General features: G+C 59.3%; 12 protein-coding genes. 8 read left to right on the forward strand and 4 right to left on the reverse strand.

Annotated elements, in window-relative coordinates:
* Positions 1-127: 127 nt before the first annotated feature.
* Positions 128-1,213, forward strand: a complete 1,086-nt coding sequence (locus F7R20_RS12230; RefSeq protein ID WP_003202120.1) for an aromatic ring-hydroxylating oxygenase subunit alpha — start codon at positions 128-130, stop codon at positions 1,211-1,213.
* A complete protein-coding gene (locus F7R20_RS12235; protein WP_003202122.1) occupies positions 1,210-2,160 on the forward strand; it encodes a PDR/VanB family oxidoreductase in 951 nt (316 codons plus the stop codon). Before F7R20_RS12230 ends, F7R20_RS12235 begins: the two co-directional genes overlap by 4 nt.
* A gap of 148 nt (positions 2,161-2,308) precedes the next feature.
* Here F7R20_RS12235 and F7R20_RS12240 read toward each other — a convergent pair whose 3' ends face one another.
* On the reverse strand, positions 2,309-3,022 hold the full coding sequence (locus tag F7R20_RS12240) for a GntR family transcriptional regulator (RefSeq protein ID WP_003202123.1): 714 nt from the start codon (positions 3,020-3,022) through the stop codon (positions 2,309-2,311).
* Between the two features lie 100 nt (positions 3,023-3,122).
* Positions 3,123-4,154 (reverse strand): Ldh family oxidoreductase, encoded by a 1,032-nt coding sequence (locus F7R20_RS12245; RefSeq protein WP_003202125.1) that lies wholly within the window; start codon positions 4,152-4,154, stop codon positions 3,123-3,125.
* Positions 4,155-4,388: 234 nt separating this feature from the next.
* Between F7R20_RS12245 and F7R20_RS12250 the strand changes: the two genes are divergently transcribed.
* Positions 4,389-9,221, forward strand: a complete 4,833-nt coding sequence (locus tag F7R20_RS12250) for a dermonecrotic toxin domain-containing protein (RefSeq protein WP_003202127.1) — start codon at positions 4,389-4,391, stop codon at positions 9,219-9,221.
* A 157-nt stretch (positions 9,222-9,378) separates the two neighbouring features.
* On the forward strand, positions 9,379-10,380 hold the full coding sequence (locus F7R20_RS12255) for a FecR family protein (protein ID WP_003202128.1): 1,002 nt from the start codon (positions 9,379-9,381) through the stop codon (positions 10,378-10,380).
* A gap of 640 nt (positions 10,381-11,020) precedes the next feature.
* On the opposite strand, the gene pvdQ is transcribed toward F7R20_RS12255, so the two are convergent.
* A complete protein-coding gene (gene pvdQ, locus F7R20_RS12275; RefSeq protein ID WP_003202130.1) occupies positions 11,021-13,369 on the reverse strand; it encodes a bifunctional acylase PvdQ in 2,349 nt (782 codons plus the stop codon).
* Between the two features lie 17 nt (positions 13,370-13,386).
* Between pvdQ and F7R20_RS31630 the strand changes: the two genes are divergently transcribed.
* Both F7R20_RS31630 and F7R20_RS12280 read left to right on the forward strand, forming a co-directional pair.
* Positions 13,387-13,551, forward strand: coding sequence for a hypothetical protein (locus F7R20_RS31630; RefSeq protein WP_155252611.1), 165 nt, complete (start codon positions 13,387-13,389; stop codon positions 13,549-13,551).
* 114 nt (positions 13,552-13,665) lie between these two features.
* Positions 13,666-14,046 (forward strand): hypothetical protein, encoded by a 381-nt coding sequence (locus tag F7R20_RS12280; protein WP_003202132.1) that lies wholly within the window; start codon positions 13,666-13,668, stop codon positions 14,044-14,046.
* Between the two features lie 9 nt (positions 14,047-14,055).
* Here the strand turns inward: F7R20_RS12280 and F7R20_RS12285 are convergent, their stop codons facing one another.
* Positions 14,056-14,244, reverse strand: coding sequence for a hypothetical protein (locus tag F7R20_RS12285; protein ID WP_003202135.1), 189 nt, complete (start codon positions 14,242-14,244; stop codon positions 14,056-14,058).
* A 330-nt stretch (positions 14,245-14,574) separates the two neighbouring features.
* Here F7R20_RS12285 and F7R20_RS12290 point away from each other — a divergent pair, with 330 nt between their 5' ends.
* Both F7R20_RS12290 and F7R20_RS12295 read left to right on the forward strand, forming a co-directional pair.
* The gene (locus tag F7R20_RS12290; protein ID WP_003202136.1) at positions 14,575-15,810 is read left to right on the forward strand and encodes an MFS transporter; all 1,236 of its coding nucleotides are present in this window, start codon (positions 14,575-14,577) and stop codon (positions 15,808-15,810) included.
* Positions 15,811-15,835: 25 nt separating this feature from the next.
* On the forward strand, positions 15,836-16,963 hold the full coding sequence (locus F7R20_RS12295; RefSeq protein WP_003202138.1) for a LuxE/PaaK family acyltransferase: 1,128 nt from the start codon (positions 15,836-15,838) through the stop codon (positions 16,961-16,963).
* Position 16,964: the final 1 nt, after the last annotated feature.

Genomic DNA, 16,964 nt, shown 5'->3' on the forward strand with positions numbered 1-16,964 from the left:
ATCGCCCACCAATGGATCCACTGATCAGATAAATCGGCCATTACTCCAGCAATACCGTTGACAAATAAATTAGTTAAGAGAGTTAATGGATCCACAGACAAGAACAACATCCGCCTGGAGATCCCTCATGTACCCCAAAAATGCCTGGTACGTTGCCTGCACCCCCGATGAAATCGCCGACAAACCCCTGGGTCGCCAGATCTGTGGTGAGAAGATGGTTTTTTACCGGGGGCATGAAGGCAAGGTCGCGGCGGTGGAAGACTTCTGCCCCCATCGCGGCGCCCCGCTCTCCTTGGGGCATGTCGAAAACGGCAACCTTGTGTGCGGCTATCACGGCTTGGTGATGGGCTGCGACGGCAAGACTGTCGAGATGCCGGGGCAACGGGTACGAGGCTTCCCCTGCAACAAGACCTTTGCGGTACAGGAACGGCATGGGTTCATCTGGGTCTGGCCCGGTGACCAGGCGCTGGCCGACCCGGCGCTGATCCATCATCTGGAATGGGCCGAAAGCGATGAATGGGCCTACGGTGGCGGCCTGTTCCATATCCAGTGCGACTATCGCCTGATGATCGACAACCTGATGGACCTGACCCACGAAACCTACGTCCACGCCTCGAGCATCGGCCAGAAGGAAATCGACGAGGCGCCGCCGGTGACCACGGTCGACGGCGATGAAGTGGTCACCGCCCGGCACATGGAAAACATCATGGCCCCGCCATTCTGGCGCATGGCCTTGCGCGGCAACAACCTGGCCGATGACGTGCCGGTGGATCGCTGGCAGATCTGCCGTTTCACCCCGCCCAGCCATGTGCTGATCGAAGTCGGCGTGGCCCATGCCGGCAACGGCGGTTATCACGCCGCGCCGCAATTCAAGGCGTCGAGCATCGTGGTGGATTTCATCACGCCCGAAACCGAGACGTCGATCTGGTACTTCTGGGGCATGGCCCGGCACTTCCAACCACAGGATGAAGCACTTACCGCGTCCATTCGCGAAGGCCAAGGCAAGATTTTCAGCGAAGACCTGGAAATGCTCGAACGCCAACAGCGAAACCTGCTGGACCATCCGCAACGCAACCTGCTCAAGCTCAACATCGACGCGGGCGGCGTACAGTCTCGCCGGGTACTGGAGCGCTGGATTGCACGGGAACGGGAAGCACAGGCCGGGTTGATCGCCAGCAGCCATCAACCACAGCTGGCGGAGCAACGGCCATGATCGAAGTCCACGTCGCGGCGCGACACAACGAAGCCCTCGATATCTGCAGCTACGAATTGACGCGTGTCGATGGTGAGCCGCTGCCGGCCTTCACCGCCGGCGCCCATATCGATGTGCACTTGCCCGGCGGGCTGATTCGCCAGTACTCGCTGTGCAACCACCCCGAGGAGCGGCATCGCTATCTCATCGGCGTGCTCAAGGACCCGACATCCCGCGGTGGTTCGCGCAGCCTGCATGAGCTGATCCAACCAGGTATGCGCTTGCACATCAGCGAGCCGCGCAACCTGTTCGCTCTCGCCCCGCAAGCCCGCCGCAGCCTGCTGTTTGCCGGCGGCATCGGCATTACGCCGATCCTGTGCATGGCCGAGCACCTGGCCCAGAGCGGTGCAGCGTTCGAGCTGCATTACTGCGCCCGCGCCCGCGACCGCGCGGCCTTTGTCGAGCGCCTGCGCCAGTCTCCTTATGCCGACCGGGTCTTCCTGCATTTCGATGAAGAACCTGAAACCCTGCTGGACGCCGCCAGGGTGCTGGCCGCGCCCGGTGACGACGTGCACCTCTACGTCTGCGGCCCCGGCGGATTCATGCAACACGTCCTCGACACCGCCAAGAACCAGGGCTGGCAGGAAGCCTGCCTGCACCGCGAATACTTCGCCGCCGCCCCTACCGACACCCGCGCCGATGGCAGCTTTTCGGTCAAACTGGCCCGCAGCGGCCAAGTGTTCAACGTGCCGACGGACCGCAGTGTGGTGCAGGTGTTGGAAAGCCACGGCATCGAGATTCCGATCTCGTGCGAACAAGGTGTCTGTGGCACCTGCCTGACGCGTGTACTGGAAGGTGTGCCGGAGCATCGGGACATGTTCCTGACCGAGGCTGAACAGGCCAGCAACGACCAGTTCACGCCATGTTGCTCAAGGTCCAAGACACCCGTCTTAGTACTGGACCTCTAACACCGGACACTGTGGGAGCGAGCTTGCTCGCGATGGCGTCGGTTCTGCAGCATTGATGGTGACTGACACACCGCTATCGCGAGCAAGCTCGTTCCCACAGGGGATTTGTGGTGAATGACAATCCAGCTGTTACCTGCAACCGGGCGGGTTACTCCGAGCGCAGGATCACCGTCATCCGCTCGTCAGCCAGCGTCGAGCCGAACACTTCGGCGTAGCGCAGGGTCGCGTTGGCATGCTCGCGCATGATTGCCTCGGCGCGGCCGCTCTGGCGGTTGATCAGGGCGTCGAACACCGAGTGGTGTTGCATATGGGCATAGTTGAAGCGGCGAAATTCGCCGGCCATGTTCTGGCGATCCACCGCCAGGGCGGTGACTGAGGCGAATGGCAAATGATCGTTGCGGGCCAGGGCATCGGCAATCGCCGGGTTGTGGCTGCCTTCGACGATCACTTGGTGAAAACGCATGTTGAGGTCGTGATAGACCTCCAGGTCGTCCTCGGTCACATAGCCCTTGGCGAACAGTTCATCGCCCTGCACCAGGCATTGCTCGAGTATCGCGCGGGCTTCTTCAGACAAGCCGTGCTCGGCTGTCTGCCGTGCCGCCAGGCCTTCCAGCACGCCACGCACCTCCACCGCTCCGGCGATCTGCTCGGCACTGACCGAACGCACCTGGAAACCTCGTCCGCCGAAGCGCACCAGCAACCCTTCCTGCTCCAGGGTTCGGAACGCCATGCGCACCGGCATGCGCGAAACGCCGAACAGCTCGGCCGTAGGTATTTCCATCAAGCGCTCGCCAGCGGCCAACTCGCCCGAGGCGATCATCTTGCGCAGCGCAACCAGCACCGTTTGGCCGGGCTTACTCATCCAGGCGATTCCACAGAAAAGAAGCCGTCATAGTAGAAGGCTTGGCGCAGCGTGTCACGGCAAGGCAGTGGCAGCCAGGCTGGCCGCCACAGCGGGTTGTTCAAATCCCTGCCAACTCGCGCAATTGCGCCAGGGTCTGCTCGTCCAAGCTAATCCCATGCTCATTGGATTTGCTGCGTTCGCGATGGCGACGGTCTCCCGGTAAGCGCCGCAACCCAACGCCATGCATCTGCCTGACCAACTCCTGGCTGCGCTCGGCGAAGTTTTGCCCGGCGGTCTTGCTCGGGTCGATCACGATCAACAACTGTCCGGTCCACGGGGTCTTGGCGCCCGGGTGGTCGTGCCAGTCGAATTCGAAGGAAAAATTGCCGCCAGTCAGGGCTGCCGCCAGCAATTCGACCATCATCGACAGCGCCGAGCCCTTGTGCCCACCAAAAGGCAGGAGCGCGCCACCTTCGAGAATCGCCTTGGGGTCGCGGGTCGGCTGGCCAAGGCTGTCCACGCCCATTCCTGGCGGCAACAACTCGCCCTTGCGTGCAGCAATCTGTACGTCGCCGTGGGCAATGGCGCTGGTGGCGAGGTCGAAAACAATCGGCTCACCGTCAGCCCGTGGTGCGGCGAAGGCAATGGGATTGGTGCCGAACAATGGGCGGTCCGCGCCATGGGGCACCACACACGTCATGCTGTTGACCACACTCAACGCCACCAGGCCTTCATAGGCGAACGGCTCGACATCCGGCCAGAGGGCGGCAAAGTGATGGGAGTTGCGAATGGCCAGGATGGCAATGCCGGCGCTGCGGGCCTTCGCCACCAGCAATGGACGCGCTGCGGCCAGTGCGGGCTGGGCAAACCCGTTGCCGGCGTCCACGGCGACAAACCCTGACGCGACGTCCTCGACCACTGGCACGGCCTTGCCGTTGACCCAACCGCTGTCGAGTGTCGAGACATAACCGGGAATGCGAAATACCCCATGGCTGTGGGCACCGTCGCGCTCGGCCCCGGCGCAGTTTTCAGCCAGGCACCGAGCGACTTCGGTCGACGTGCCATGACGCAGGAAAATTTTCTCCAGCAAGCTCACCAGAGCATCGAAAGACAAGGTGCAAGAAGCGGCATGATCGGATGGCGCAGACATCTGAAGCTCCAGAATGATTGTTGGAGGTAGCAACAGCGTAAAGGGACCCGCCGGGTGATTAAACACCGTTTCAGGCGCGCACTGTCAATCCTTGTCCGCGGCATTTGCCCGGCCTGGCAGGTCGAAAACCAGCATGCGGTAACTATGTACCACCTTTGCTCATTCATCGTTGCCTAGTCTGGCGGCTTCCTCCATGTTCGCGCCGCTCTGAGGCGCCCTGATCGAGAAGCAACGATGCTCACTGAAACCACGCCACTTTTATTTCCCGAGGTATTGCCCCCCCATCGCCTGGACGAATTGACCGCCACCCACGGTCTGACGCAGGCAGACCTCGACTGGTTGCAGCACATCGCCCTGCCCGACCACACCCAGCGCGCAGCGCAGACACCCCCGATGTTCGCCGAAACCATTCTGTTGCAAGCCGATGAAAAATCGCCCATTGCACTGGCCGGCTGCTTTGTCCTTAGCACCTCGTCGAACAGCGCCGAAACCAGCACCCACCCGGTGTTTCTCTACACGCCAAGAGGTGGCATAAAAAAGTTCGACAACCTGGTCTCCCTCGAAGAACAGATTGACCACATGCGCCGGGACACCGCGCAACGCGACGACCTGTTCCGCCTCTTGTCGATTTCCCAGCGCAGCGAACTGAACAGCACCACTGACATCAGGCTGACCCGGCAACTCATCGAAGAGGATGTTTTCAAGACCCAGCTCGAATCCATCGAGTACGCCCAGAGCCTCAACGCCCTGGCCATGGTGAATGAACTGATCAAGTTGCCCTCCTTGAGATCAATGCTTGACCAGATCTTGAACGAGGCGCTGCCGGACCTGGATCATCGACAGATCCGCGTGGCCTTCGGCAAGGGGGCTCGCCCGGGAAATCCAAGGGCCATCCAGGTGACCGAAAGCATCCCACTGAGCGATGCCATCCTAGGCTATTTCCATCATCAGGGCTGGCCTGTCGGGCATGACATCGATCTGACTCATCCGGGGACACTTGCATCGTCCTACAGCCCGCAGCAATGGGAAAACATCATAAAGGACGTTGCCAGGAAACTGATTCCGACGCTCATCGGCTGCCTCGATGCCTTTTGGGAGAACACGACGACTCACTTCTATATGTCTCGACGCAAACTGCTTTCCCAAGTCATCCACGATGGACTCTGGGCAACCATCCTGGTCGAGCGGGAAAAAAGACAACTGACGGAGGAACAAAGTCGTGAGCTGCTCCGGCTGTTCAGACCTTCCCGTCGAGACGAGACACTGCTGTTCATCGAAACGATTCGCCTCTGGGAATATGAGCCGCACTTCGTAGAACTTGCAGGCTCCATGATGATCAGCGCCAAAGGCAACTATCTCTACACGCCCATGCATGGTCTTCAGAAAATAGACAACCATCTCGGTTTCAAGGCTGCGCTGTTCGGTAACCCCGCAAGCACCGCACAAAAGGAAGCGCTCTATAGCCTGCTGAGCCTGGAAGAGCGCAACCGTTTCCTGCGGTTTGACGAGCCACAGCTTTCGGGCAAGCCACTGGATTTGCCAGTGGCCGAATCCCTGGCGAATACCATCATCGAAAAACAGAAGAATAATCTTCATTACGCACTGGAAATGTCTCGCCAGGGCGATGTCGATATCCACCCGCTCATCGACAAGGCGTTGGATATACGCACCTTCATCAACAAAAGCCTGTTGGACCAGCCTACTGCCGGACACTGGGGCACTCATCCCGCTTTTCATGGAAGTCTGCGCCCGTCCAACTTCATGGCTGATCAGATGCAAAGAAAGGTCAAGAGTTACACCGATGTCGAAGCGGCTTTCGATAACCTCTTTACCCGGTTGCCGACCTCCCACAACGTTTCGCTGCGCAATGGGCTCAAGCAATTACTGGCTGAACTGACCAATGTTTTTTCCTTGGGGATACGTGCCGAGGCCGAACTCAGGGAACTTAACGCGAGCCTGCCGTCGATTGCGAATGACCTGATCAGAGCGGTTTTTGCCTACGATTCAGAATACCCGGACCGCGCACAACGGATAGGCGTCAGGGGCTTTCGGCCGGATGTCTATTCATTGACGCTGGCTTGTAGCGAAGATGGTCGAACGGTTTATCTACCCCTTGCCAACTGCTTTTTATTAACTGAACGCGGAGGCCTCGACACCCCCTATTCGGGCATGGCAATCCTCTGGACGCCCGCCGATGGCTTGCAGGCGTTTTCGTCTGTTGAAGTTGCCACCCAGCAATTGAATCGACACCTGCTCGACTCCCGGAAACGCTTTGGTTTGCTCGCTAATCTCACGCCGGCACAACGCCAACCTCATGGGCATTATCAACTCCAGGCGTATGAGCTGATCGAGGACAACGTGCTGGTGAATCGGATGAATTCGTTCATCAAACACTTTGAGGCCGAGCATGCTTATCTGAGCACCTTGAAGGCCGGGAGCTGGCAACTGACCGGCAAGGCACTGTCGAGAAGCCTTCAGGCATTGCTGAACAAAGGCGCGCCCACCAACCTCAAGCGCGCCTCACACATTGCCCAGGCCAACAAGCAGCAACAGCAACTCCCCGCCTGGCTCGGTACAGCGGCACTTGACGATCAACGCCTGCACGTCGAGTTGCTTGAGCAATATAAAAACAGCGTGGTCGATGGCAAGGACTATCTGGACGGTATCGAGCCGCTGCGCACCTATGTGCGTAATAAACTGAAAGCGCTGCTGAGCGCACGCTTCGCCGCAAACAACCTTGACCCCGACACCATCCAGATCACACCGAACCTTGCCATCGTCGGGCCGGCCAGTTCGCTAACCGACTTCGCCATGCATCACATCGAAGTGACCCGGGAAGGATTCAAGGTTTCTTCAACGTCCACGCAGAAACTGCCGGACGGCCTGAACGAGATCACCGTCCGGCAGATGCTGTCTTCGTTGGATATCTCCACCGACTTTAAAAATCAGGTGGCGCAGAAACTGTCCGGCACCACTGCGCAGGCCCGGCAAAGGAAAGCGGCCTTCCGCCAACAAATGCCCTGGCAGTTGCTGCAATACGCTCACGCACGCTATCTGCAACAACACCTTTCCCCCCTGGCCTTTGATTTGATCCGTCAGGTGGTGGACATGCCCGATGCCGTCGCTCGCAAAGCCGTTGACGGTGCCAACGCGTTTATTCGCCCGCTGGAGTTGATCAAGACCGACGGTGCCGTGCCGGTCAAAGTGCAGGGGCTCTACTTGATCGGTTCGAGCGTCGATGCGACAAGTCCTCAAGTCCTGTATTCGCCCTACCATGAGGGGGATCACTTCACCGAATTCAAGGATGAAAAGAGCGTCATTGCCGCATTCAATACGCCAGGGATACTTCAGGACCTGCTGATTCGCCGGCTTCCCGAGCACCAGCAGTCCACATTCAGGCACCTGTTCGCCGCCACGCTCGGGCAGCGATCGGAAATCACCCTGGCCTCGAACCCTATCCAGACCAACCTGCTCGACACATTGTTCGACGACAACGCAGCATTGTTATCGGACATGCTGACCGCGCAAACCAATGAAAATCGACAGTTTGACTGGGGAACGGTCCTGCACCTGCTCAGCTCCGGCATCAAGTTGGTCGGGGGACAGTTGTCGGGCAAACTGACTTTTATCGAAACGCTTTGGGAAAGCTACCAGGACTTCAAGGCTTCAGCCGAAGCCTTGCAGCAACATGACTGGAGAACAGGCCTGCACGACTTTATCGCTGGCGCCGCGGAGATGGTGTCGCTGGGCCTGATGAATCGCGAAGACACATTCGGCCTGCTCGATCCCGTTGAACCTCTCTCCCAAGGCGCTACGTTGGCCAATCGCTGGAAGGACATCGCTTCCACCGCCCAGATCCGAACCGACTTGAGCGTTTTCGAGGCCATGGGCATCAGCCTGTCGGGCCTGCAACTGGACCTGATCGACGGAACCTACAAGGCACTGGAAAACGGCAAGCTGTACATCCCCCTCGCCGGCAAAGTCTTCCAAGTAGCGAAAGCCGGCCAAACCTGGCGAATCGTGCATGAGCACGCAGAGGGGCCGTTATTGAGAAAGTCGCCTGACGGCCGGACATGGGCACTCGATCCACAACGCCAGACCATACGCTTCGGTAAAGCCGGCTCGAAGATGGCCGTCACCTACAGCGACTTCAAGGCCAAGGGTTCACTGAATATCGAAGCAAAGGGCATGGCTGAGATACGCAGGAAATATCCGTATCGTGCAAATGCAATTATGCAGGCACTGGAGACCGCGAGGTTCTATTCATTCAACGCCCTTCACAACTTTGATCAATTCAAGCGACAACCACTTGTGGGCTCTCGGCTGGATAATTTCCTGAGATTGTTTTTTGGGGTCAACAGCGTCGATGCGCGTCTTATCGGCAAGATAGAGGCGGCGATCTCGCCTATATGCCGGGCGTTGGCCGATCCATCCTGGGCGCTCCAGAATGCCGACCGCATCGTGATCGGCAACCTCAAGCACCTGGAAGATCGAGCAACCGCCTTCGTACTCGAGCCGGCAGCCGTCGGAAGAATCTATATCACGCAGTTTTTTTTCGACATGGGCTTGGACTGGTACAAGGCCGTCGTACCCGAGTTCTTCAATGTCGATGCACATGCCCAGGGAGCGACCTTCATTCACGAAATTTCCCATCAGTTGTTCAATACGTTCGACATCATCTACCTGGACGCCGCACTGCCATTTCTCGATTTGATTTCAACAGTGACTTACGCCGGAAAGTTGCAATACGACAAGCAAAAGGACCTGCAACTCAACGGGCTTTCATTGACCACGCCAAAGTCAAAACTGTTCACGCAATGGGACAGCACGGATAACACCTACAAGAAGCTGGAGCTGTTGCCTGGATACCGGCAAACCACCCGGGAAATCCTGAAGATAACCGGCGCCAGAACCATGGATAACGCTCGTGATGATTTTCTCGATCCGATTTTGCCGGACAAGCGCATCGACGTCATACTTCGCAACGCCGACTCGCTCACGCTCTTGATTTGTGAATTGGGACGCCAACTCGACTCCACTCCATCACGGCAAATTGCCGTGCCGTGAAGGGTTTGAGTGGTTGATCTTTTTTTCACGCAATGTATGCGACGGTAGGCCACGACGAATGTTTGAGAAAAAAAGGCTCATTGATGCGTAAACGCCATGACGGCTGTTCTCGGCAGCTCATGCCGAAGGTTAGAATGCGGCAAACCAGGAAGAGTCAATGACCGAACATCCCCTCTCGGAAGCCGAATACGACGCCATTACCGATGCCGCTGCCCATTGGTGCATGCGTTTGCATGCCGTCGATTGCACCGATGCCGAACGGCAGGCGTTCAAGCAATGGCACGATGCCGATCCCCTGCATGCTTTCGAATACGAAGCCATGCTGGAGATCTGGGCTGTTGCCGATCATCTGCCGCGCGTCGAGTCGGCGCCAGCCGCCCCAGCACGCCGCAGCCGGTCGCGCTGGAGTCGGTTGGCGGTCGCCGCTGCGGTGTTCGTAGTCGGCATGCCGCTGGCCGCTTACACCGGTTGGAACCTGGGCTGGGTTGCCAATTCCTACCAGCGCTTCGAAGCCGGCGCAAGCGTACGCCATGTCACCCTGGGTGACGGCAGCCAGGTCGAACTCAACCTGGGCAGTGAGCTGGTATTTGCCAACTACAAAAACGAACGCAGGGTGACGCTGAAAAAGGGTGAGGCGTTTTTTGACGTCAGCCACGACAAACAGCACCCGTTTGTCGTTCGGGCCGGCCAAGGCCAGGTGCGCGTGACCGGTACTCGCTTCAACGTATGGATGTACCAGGACCAGGTCCGGATCACGCTACTGGAGGGCTCGGTGAGGGTGACCAGCAACCAGGCGAACCCCCGTGACGGCCTGCCGCTTTCCCCGGGCATGCAGGCAAGCTACAAGGCCGGCGACCAGCAACCGCAAGTTCGTGAGACAGACGCCAACGACAGTTCGCTGGCGTGGCGCAACGGCAAGCTGGTGTTGGATAACCTCGCCCTGAGCGATGCACTGCCGCTGATCAACCGCTACCTCGACCGGCCCGTCATGCTGGCCGACAACAGCACCGGTGGCTTGCGTATCGGTGGTGTCTACAACATCAGCGAAGTGCAGAACCTGGTGCCTTCGCTGCCCAAAGTCCTGCCGGTCTATCTGACCCGGAACAAGGACGGCAACCCGGTCCTCAACTCCATCGGGCAACGACCGGCCACGAACTGAAAGCTTTTCTCTGTGGGAGCAAAGCTTGCTCGCGATAGCGGTGAGTCAGTCTGCCTTGATGTTGAACATGCCTCCGTCATCGCGAGCAAGCTTTGCTCCCACAGTTTGGATCGGTGCCAGCCTGCGATTTCCCGGCCAACACAAATCCCCTGTGGGAGCAAAGCTTGCTCGCGATAGCAGAGGGACAGCTTGCCACGATGTTGAATCTGCCGCCGTCATCGCGAGCAGGCTCGCTCCCACAATTTGGATCAGTGCCAGCCTGCGATTGCCCGGCCAACACAAATCCCCTGTGGGAGCAAAGCTTGCTCGCGATAGCGGTGGGTCAGTCTGCTTTGATGTTGAACATGCCTCCGTCATCGCGAGCAAGCTTTGCTCCCACAATTTGGATCGGTGCCAGCCTGCGATTTCCCGGCCAACAAAAATCCCCTGTGGGAGCAAAGCTTGCTCGCGATAGCGGTGGGTCAGTCTGCCTTGATGTTGAACATGCCTCCGTCATCGCGAGCAAGCTTTGCTCCCACAATTTGGATCGGTGCCAGCCTGCGATTTCCCGGCCAACACAAATCCCCTGTGGGAGCAAAGCTTGCTCGCGAAGGCGGTGGATCAGTCTACATCCAGTTTGAATGTGACCGCACACAAGCGGCTATTGCGTCGCCACCCTGCCCGTCTCATCACGCTCGCGGATAATCAGCGCCTGATAGTGCGGATCGGCCTTGATCTGCTGTTCAGTGAATGGCAGCACACTCCACTGCTTCTGCGAAAAGGCCTGGGTCTGGTCCGTCGAATACGGCGATGCCGGGTCGCTGGAGAGGGAGAATGCCAACAATCCCAGGGCCTGCGGACCTTTGCCGTCAAACGTCACCACTTGCAGATAGCTGGTCCCGCTGACCACTTCCCGCTTGCCGTTCGCCCCGGGCACACTCTGGATCGCGTTGTAGATGCCCAGCTCCCCGGGACCGCCGTGAATCGGTGTCTGGCGGCTGCCGCTGCTGGCCACCTGGACGTCTTGCCATTGGCTGTTCTTCGACAACCCGGCGACCTTCACCGCCTCCACCGAAGCCAGCATGGCATCGCGCACGGCCTTGAGTACTGCCGGCCGCTCGACCGCCAGGCCACGCGGGGTGTGTTGCGGATCTTTGGGATCGAAGGCGACGCGCCATGAATCAGGTACCGCCTGCAACCGGTCCATGATGTGCTGGAAATGCACGAACCCCAGGCCGCTATTCAGGCCGGCCTTGCGATCCCAGGCCTCGAGGCTGGCACAAGCCTCGACCAATGCCGAAGCATCGGCCCCCAGGTCACCGGCGCACACGCCGAGCAGGTCCGGCATCACCTGGTCAGCCAGATAAACCTGGTCGTCCATGACCATGCGCTGCAAATCCTCCACCTTCACCGGCCCGTTCTTGGCCAACTGGCCCATCCGGTCCAGTGCAAAACGCGCCCGCAGTCCCAGCGGCTGACCTTGCTGGCTGATCAACGGGGAGTAACCGGACAGCGGCTGCGCAGGGTTGACCATCCAGGCCGAATCGTTGGAGTTCTGCACATAATCACGGCGCAGCAACTGCGGAAGCCTGTCGGCGGCATAGATGCCTTTTTGCACGGCTTTGGAATCGATGCCCCAGGCACACTCGCTGCGAGAGCCATCCAGCACGATCAGTCTCAACCCGGCCCGGGGATCGCTGCACCGGGCCAGTTTGTCGGCGTCGACGTTCGGCACCACCGACACGTTCATGTAAAGGCTTTGCCCCTGGTCGTCCACCGCCAGGGTATTGACCCAGGGAATGCCCTGAATCTTATGGACGGCGTCCTGCAGATCCTTGAGCGTGACCGCCTTGTTCATGGCGTACCACTGGGCCAGCACGCGATCGTTTTCCAGGTTCGCGTCCCGCAGGCTGTAGGCGAACCGGTTATCCCAGTCCAGCCGGCCAGGCCATTGCACGATCGGGCCGAACTGTGAGCCATAGACCACTCGGGAGACCGTCTGCACCTGGCCGTCAGGTTGCTTGACGTCTACCGCGACCGTTTGCTGGCTCATCGGCACAGACTTGCCGTCGAGCAGATAGCGGGTCGGGTCCTTCGGATCGAGTTGCAGGCGGTACAGGGTGAAGTGTTTCGAGCTGTCGACGGTGTGGGTCCAGGCCAGGTGCTGGCTGAAACCGATGTTGATCATCGGCAGACCTGGCAGCGCCGCGCCCATGACGTCCAGCTTGCCGGGAATGGTCAGGTGCATCTGGTAGAAACGCATGCCGCCTACCCACGGAAAATGCGGGTTCGCCAGCAACATCCCACGGCCATTGAACGAGCGCTCGCTGCCGATGGCCAACGCATTGCTGCCGCGCTCCAGGGCAAAACGCTGCTGCCGGGTTGCGGCGGCCGCGAAACCGGTGACCGGGGTGCCCGCGAGTGCGGTCGCCTGGGGCGGTTGCGCGCCGGCCAGGGCCTCGGCGAACTGGCCGACGCCCCCTTCCACCAACAGCCGGCGGGTCAACTTGACCAGGTCCAGCGCCGTGATCGGCCGTACCCATTCGCTGGCACATTGTTCGGGCAGGCCTTTGGCCTTGCGTTCGACCAGCGCACGGTTGTAACCCGCCACGTAGCCTTCGACCAGTTGTTGCACCTGGGGCGTCTGGGCCTGCCAGAAACCGGAAACCGCTTGTGGCGTGTTGAGCCAACTGAAGAACAGATCGCTGACGCGGTTCTCCCGCTGCTCGAGCGTGACCTGCTCCGGCCCGAAATAGCGCGAGCGCTGGGCGTTGACCGTGACGATCTCATTGGCCAGCAGGCACAGGTTGTCCTGGGCGTAGGCGTAGCCGATGCCATAACCCAGCCCACGTTCATCCTGCGCCCGGATATGCGGTACGCCAAAACGGGTGCGACGGATCTCGGCACTGGCCTGCTGCCCATCGTCCTGCGCATTGACCACGGGGCTGAGCCCGAAGGCGATCCCCAGAAAAGCGCCTGCGAGGCCAACCCTCGATAACTGCCCGGACATTCTCACGTTCACTCCTGATGAAAACTTCAGAAACCAGGACGGCTACCGGTGCGACAGAAGACAAACACTCGGCCCGCCTGGGAAATCACATGCCGCGTGCTGAACCGGAATGTGCCTACCTTGAAAACGAACCGGATGAAAAAAAATTAATGGCTGGCGGCCTTTTGAAAGCGAGGGTTTGACGCAGCAAGGGCATTTTTTTCACATCATGGCCCTCATGATTGTGCGTCCTCGTTCGTCCTATTACAGGAGAGTATCCGTGACCTTTTCTGATCAGGCTGGTAAGGAGTTTTTGCATGCGTAACGCGCAACTGCCCATGGAGGGCAAGCCAAGGGCGACCGGCGTCTCGCTGAACGCCCCCCACCGTGTATTCGACAGGCCGGCGGAACGAGGCGGCAATGACCACATCAGGCGCTTGCTCAAGAGCTTCGGGCTCAGGACCAGCCTGATTCGTCTCAAAGTCATCGACGCGCTGCTCAAGGCCGCCCACGAAAACCGCAGCCTGGGCGTGCGCGGGGTGCACAGCCAGTTGTTGGGGCTGGACATTCCATTGTCCTTTCTCAGCGTGCGCGAGGTTTTGAAGCGCCTGTGCAGCGAGGGCGTCGTCACCCTCAATCCGGATAAAAGCTACTGCCTGCACCCCAGTGCGATGGCCGTGCTCCAGGCCGAGGATTGAAGCCGTCGCTCAGGACTTGACCTTGCGCCGCATCACGCCGTTGATCACCACCACGATGACCGCCACGGCAATGGCGATGTATTGAAACAGCTGCTCGCTGATCATGCCCTTGCCCTGCATCCACGACAGTCCAAGCATGATTGCCAGGACGACGAGGACGATCAGAATCGAGTATTTCAAACGTTGCGAATGAGTCATTTGCCAGCTTCCTGAAGTGATTCCCCTCTGCATCGCATTTGCATCTCGGCACTGCTTCACCTTTTTCGTTGCGCGATGCAAGCAGGACCCTATGGTACAGCCCTCGCGCATTTTCGCGCGACTGTAGTCGTAGGCATTGACGACCTGCTTTCATCGGGCACCGGATTATTAAGCAGCCGCCGTAAATACCTTCTGAAGGATTCATCCTACAAAAAAAGTTCCGTTTTCCCTCGCTCATACAGGGGAAGTCGCCTTACGACCGTGGACGTCACCAACGTAATCTCGAAAAAGAAGTGATTTCTTCTTTCCGAAAGCCAGCGTTGGAAACCCATGCAAAATCAGCCGATCATTTTTTCGTCCACTCGCCTGGCAGGCTTCTGCCTGGCAATCGCCGTTTTTGAACTCCTTACCTATATGGCCAGCGACCTGGTCATGCCCGCCATGCTCATGGTGACCCGGGATCTGGATGCATCCGCCGATCAAATTCCCTACGCATTCAACTTGTACCTGTTGGGCGGCATCCTGTTGCCATGGCTGATCGGCCCACTGTCGGATCGCCATGGACGGCGCCCATTCATGCTGGTCGGGTGCGCCGGATTCGTGCTGGCTTGCGCGGCGATCACCCAGGTCACCAGCATGCAAGGTTTCAATGGGCTGCGCTTGATCCAGGGGATGGGGTTGGGTTTTGTGATCGCGGTCAGCTATCCGGCCATTCAAGAGGTCTTTTGCGAGTCTACTGCGGTGAAAGTCATGGCGTTGTTGGGCAACCTGGCCCTTCTCTCGCCCCTTTTGGGACCGTTGGCTGGGGGGATGCTGCTGCAATGGCTGTCCTGGCGTGAGCTGTTCATGTTGCTGACCGGCCTCGGGATGTTGAGCTGGCTAGCCTTGTGGTGGTTCATGCCGAGAAATAGCGACGCGACTCGACTCCCCGATAACACTCCGACTACCCAACCACTCGACATGCGTTCGCTGGTCCGGCGATACGGCGCGCTACTGGGCCATGTGGGGTTCATGTCGGCCAGCGTCGCGCTAGGGTTGATGAGCCTGCCGCTGATTGCCTGGATCGGCCTGTCTCCGCTGCTGTTGATCCAGGGCCAGGGCCTTTCTCCATTGCTCTACGGTATCTGGCAGATTCCGGTTTTCTCGGCAGTCATCCTCGGCAATCTGATGCTCAACGCCCTGGTGGAGCGAGTCGGCGTGCGTCGGGTGGTCGGCTACAGCCTGCTGCCCTTCTGTACCGGCCTGATCGCTTTGGTCGTTGCCAGTCAATTCGATCTATCGCTTGCCGTACTGGTCAGTGCCCTGTCGCTGTACGCGATCGGGCTCGGCATGGGCAACGCCGCGCTTTACCGACTGGCGCTGTTCACCAGCGACGACAGTAAAGGGCTGGTCTCGGCCATGGTCGGAATGATTTCGATCGCGGTGATGAGCGCGGCGAGCTCGCTGCTGGCGCTGCTGGGCGCCGGGGCGAGCCTGGAATCCTTCGCGTTGATGGTCGGCATCGCCGGCCTCGGTTGCTTGATTGCATTGCGCCTGTTTTCGGCACAACCCGCCGCTCACGTCTGAATTTGCCTGCCCTGAGGACTACCTGATGACTCACTTTCCCCATGCCGATGCGCTGTGCGCATTGCCCCAGCCCTATGGCTACGATTCGGTGCCGCCGGGACTGTTCGATAAAGCCATGGCTGAAATCAGCCGGTTTCATTGTCAGCACACGCCCGGTTATGAACCTTGGCTCAACGCCAACGGGTTATGCGTCAATGACTTGGAGCATCTGACTGACTGGGCGCGACTGCCGCCCATCTACGCCAGCTATTTCAAGCAAAGATTGCTGCTCAGCCCTACCGCTGAAAACGCACTCGAACTCACCTCCTCCGGCACCAGCGGCCAGAAAAGTCGTATGCGCTATGACGAGCGCAGCATGATGGCGGCCCAAGGTATGGTGGCGAAAATCTTCGAACACTACGGCTGGTCCACGCCTGATTCGCCCTGCAATTATCTTCTCTTCAGCCACGAGCCCGAAGCGGCCAACCAACTCGGCACGGCATACACCGATCAATTCCTGTGTCGCTTCGCGCCGGCCAATCGCGTTGCCTACGCCTTGCGTCGCACCGGAAAAGGTCATGAATTCGATGTGTTCGGCGTGATCAGCGCCCTGCAATCCTTCGCCGAAGAAGGCCTGCCGGTGCGGATCTTCGGTTTTCCGGCATTGTTATGGCACGTACTTGAACGCATGCAGCAAACCGCTGTACAGGACCTGAAGCTTGCCCAAGGATCACTCGTCTTCCTGGGGGGCGGTTGGAAGAAGCAGGCTGCCCAGGAAATCCCTCGCCATCAGGTCTACGCACGCATCACCCGGCAGTTGGGCATCGAGGCCCATCGGTGCCGCGACGGCTACGGCGCGGTCGAGCACGCGGTGCCTTACATCGAATGTGAACAGCATCGGTTCCACGTACCGGTCTACTCGAAAATCTTCGTGCGCCACCCCAAGGACTTCAGTGTCCAGCCGCTGGGCGAGCCAGGGTTGCTGTCGTTCGTCTCGCCCTACATCTCATCCAGTCCGGCGCACGCCGTGGTGATGAGCGACCTGGCGACGCTGCATCCGGCCGATTGCGAGTGCGGCCTGCCAACCGAGTGGTTCGAATTGCACGGGCGCGCCGGCACCAGTGCCAGCCGAAGCTGCGCCATGGCCGCCGCCGAATTGATCAAGGAAAACTGAT

The organism is Pseudomonas brassicacearum subsp. brassicacearum, assembly GCF_008801605.1.
GTDB lineage: Bacteria > Pseudomonadota > Gammaproteobacteria > Pseudomonadales > Pseudomonadaceae > Aquipseudomonas > Aquipseudomonas brassicacearum.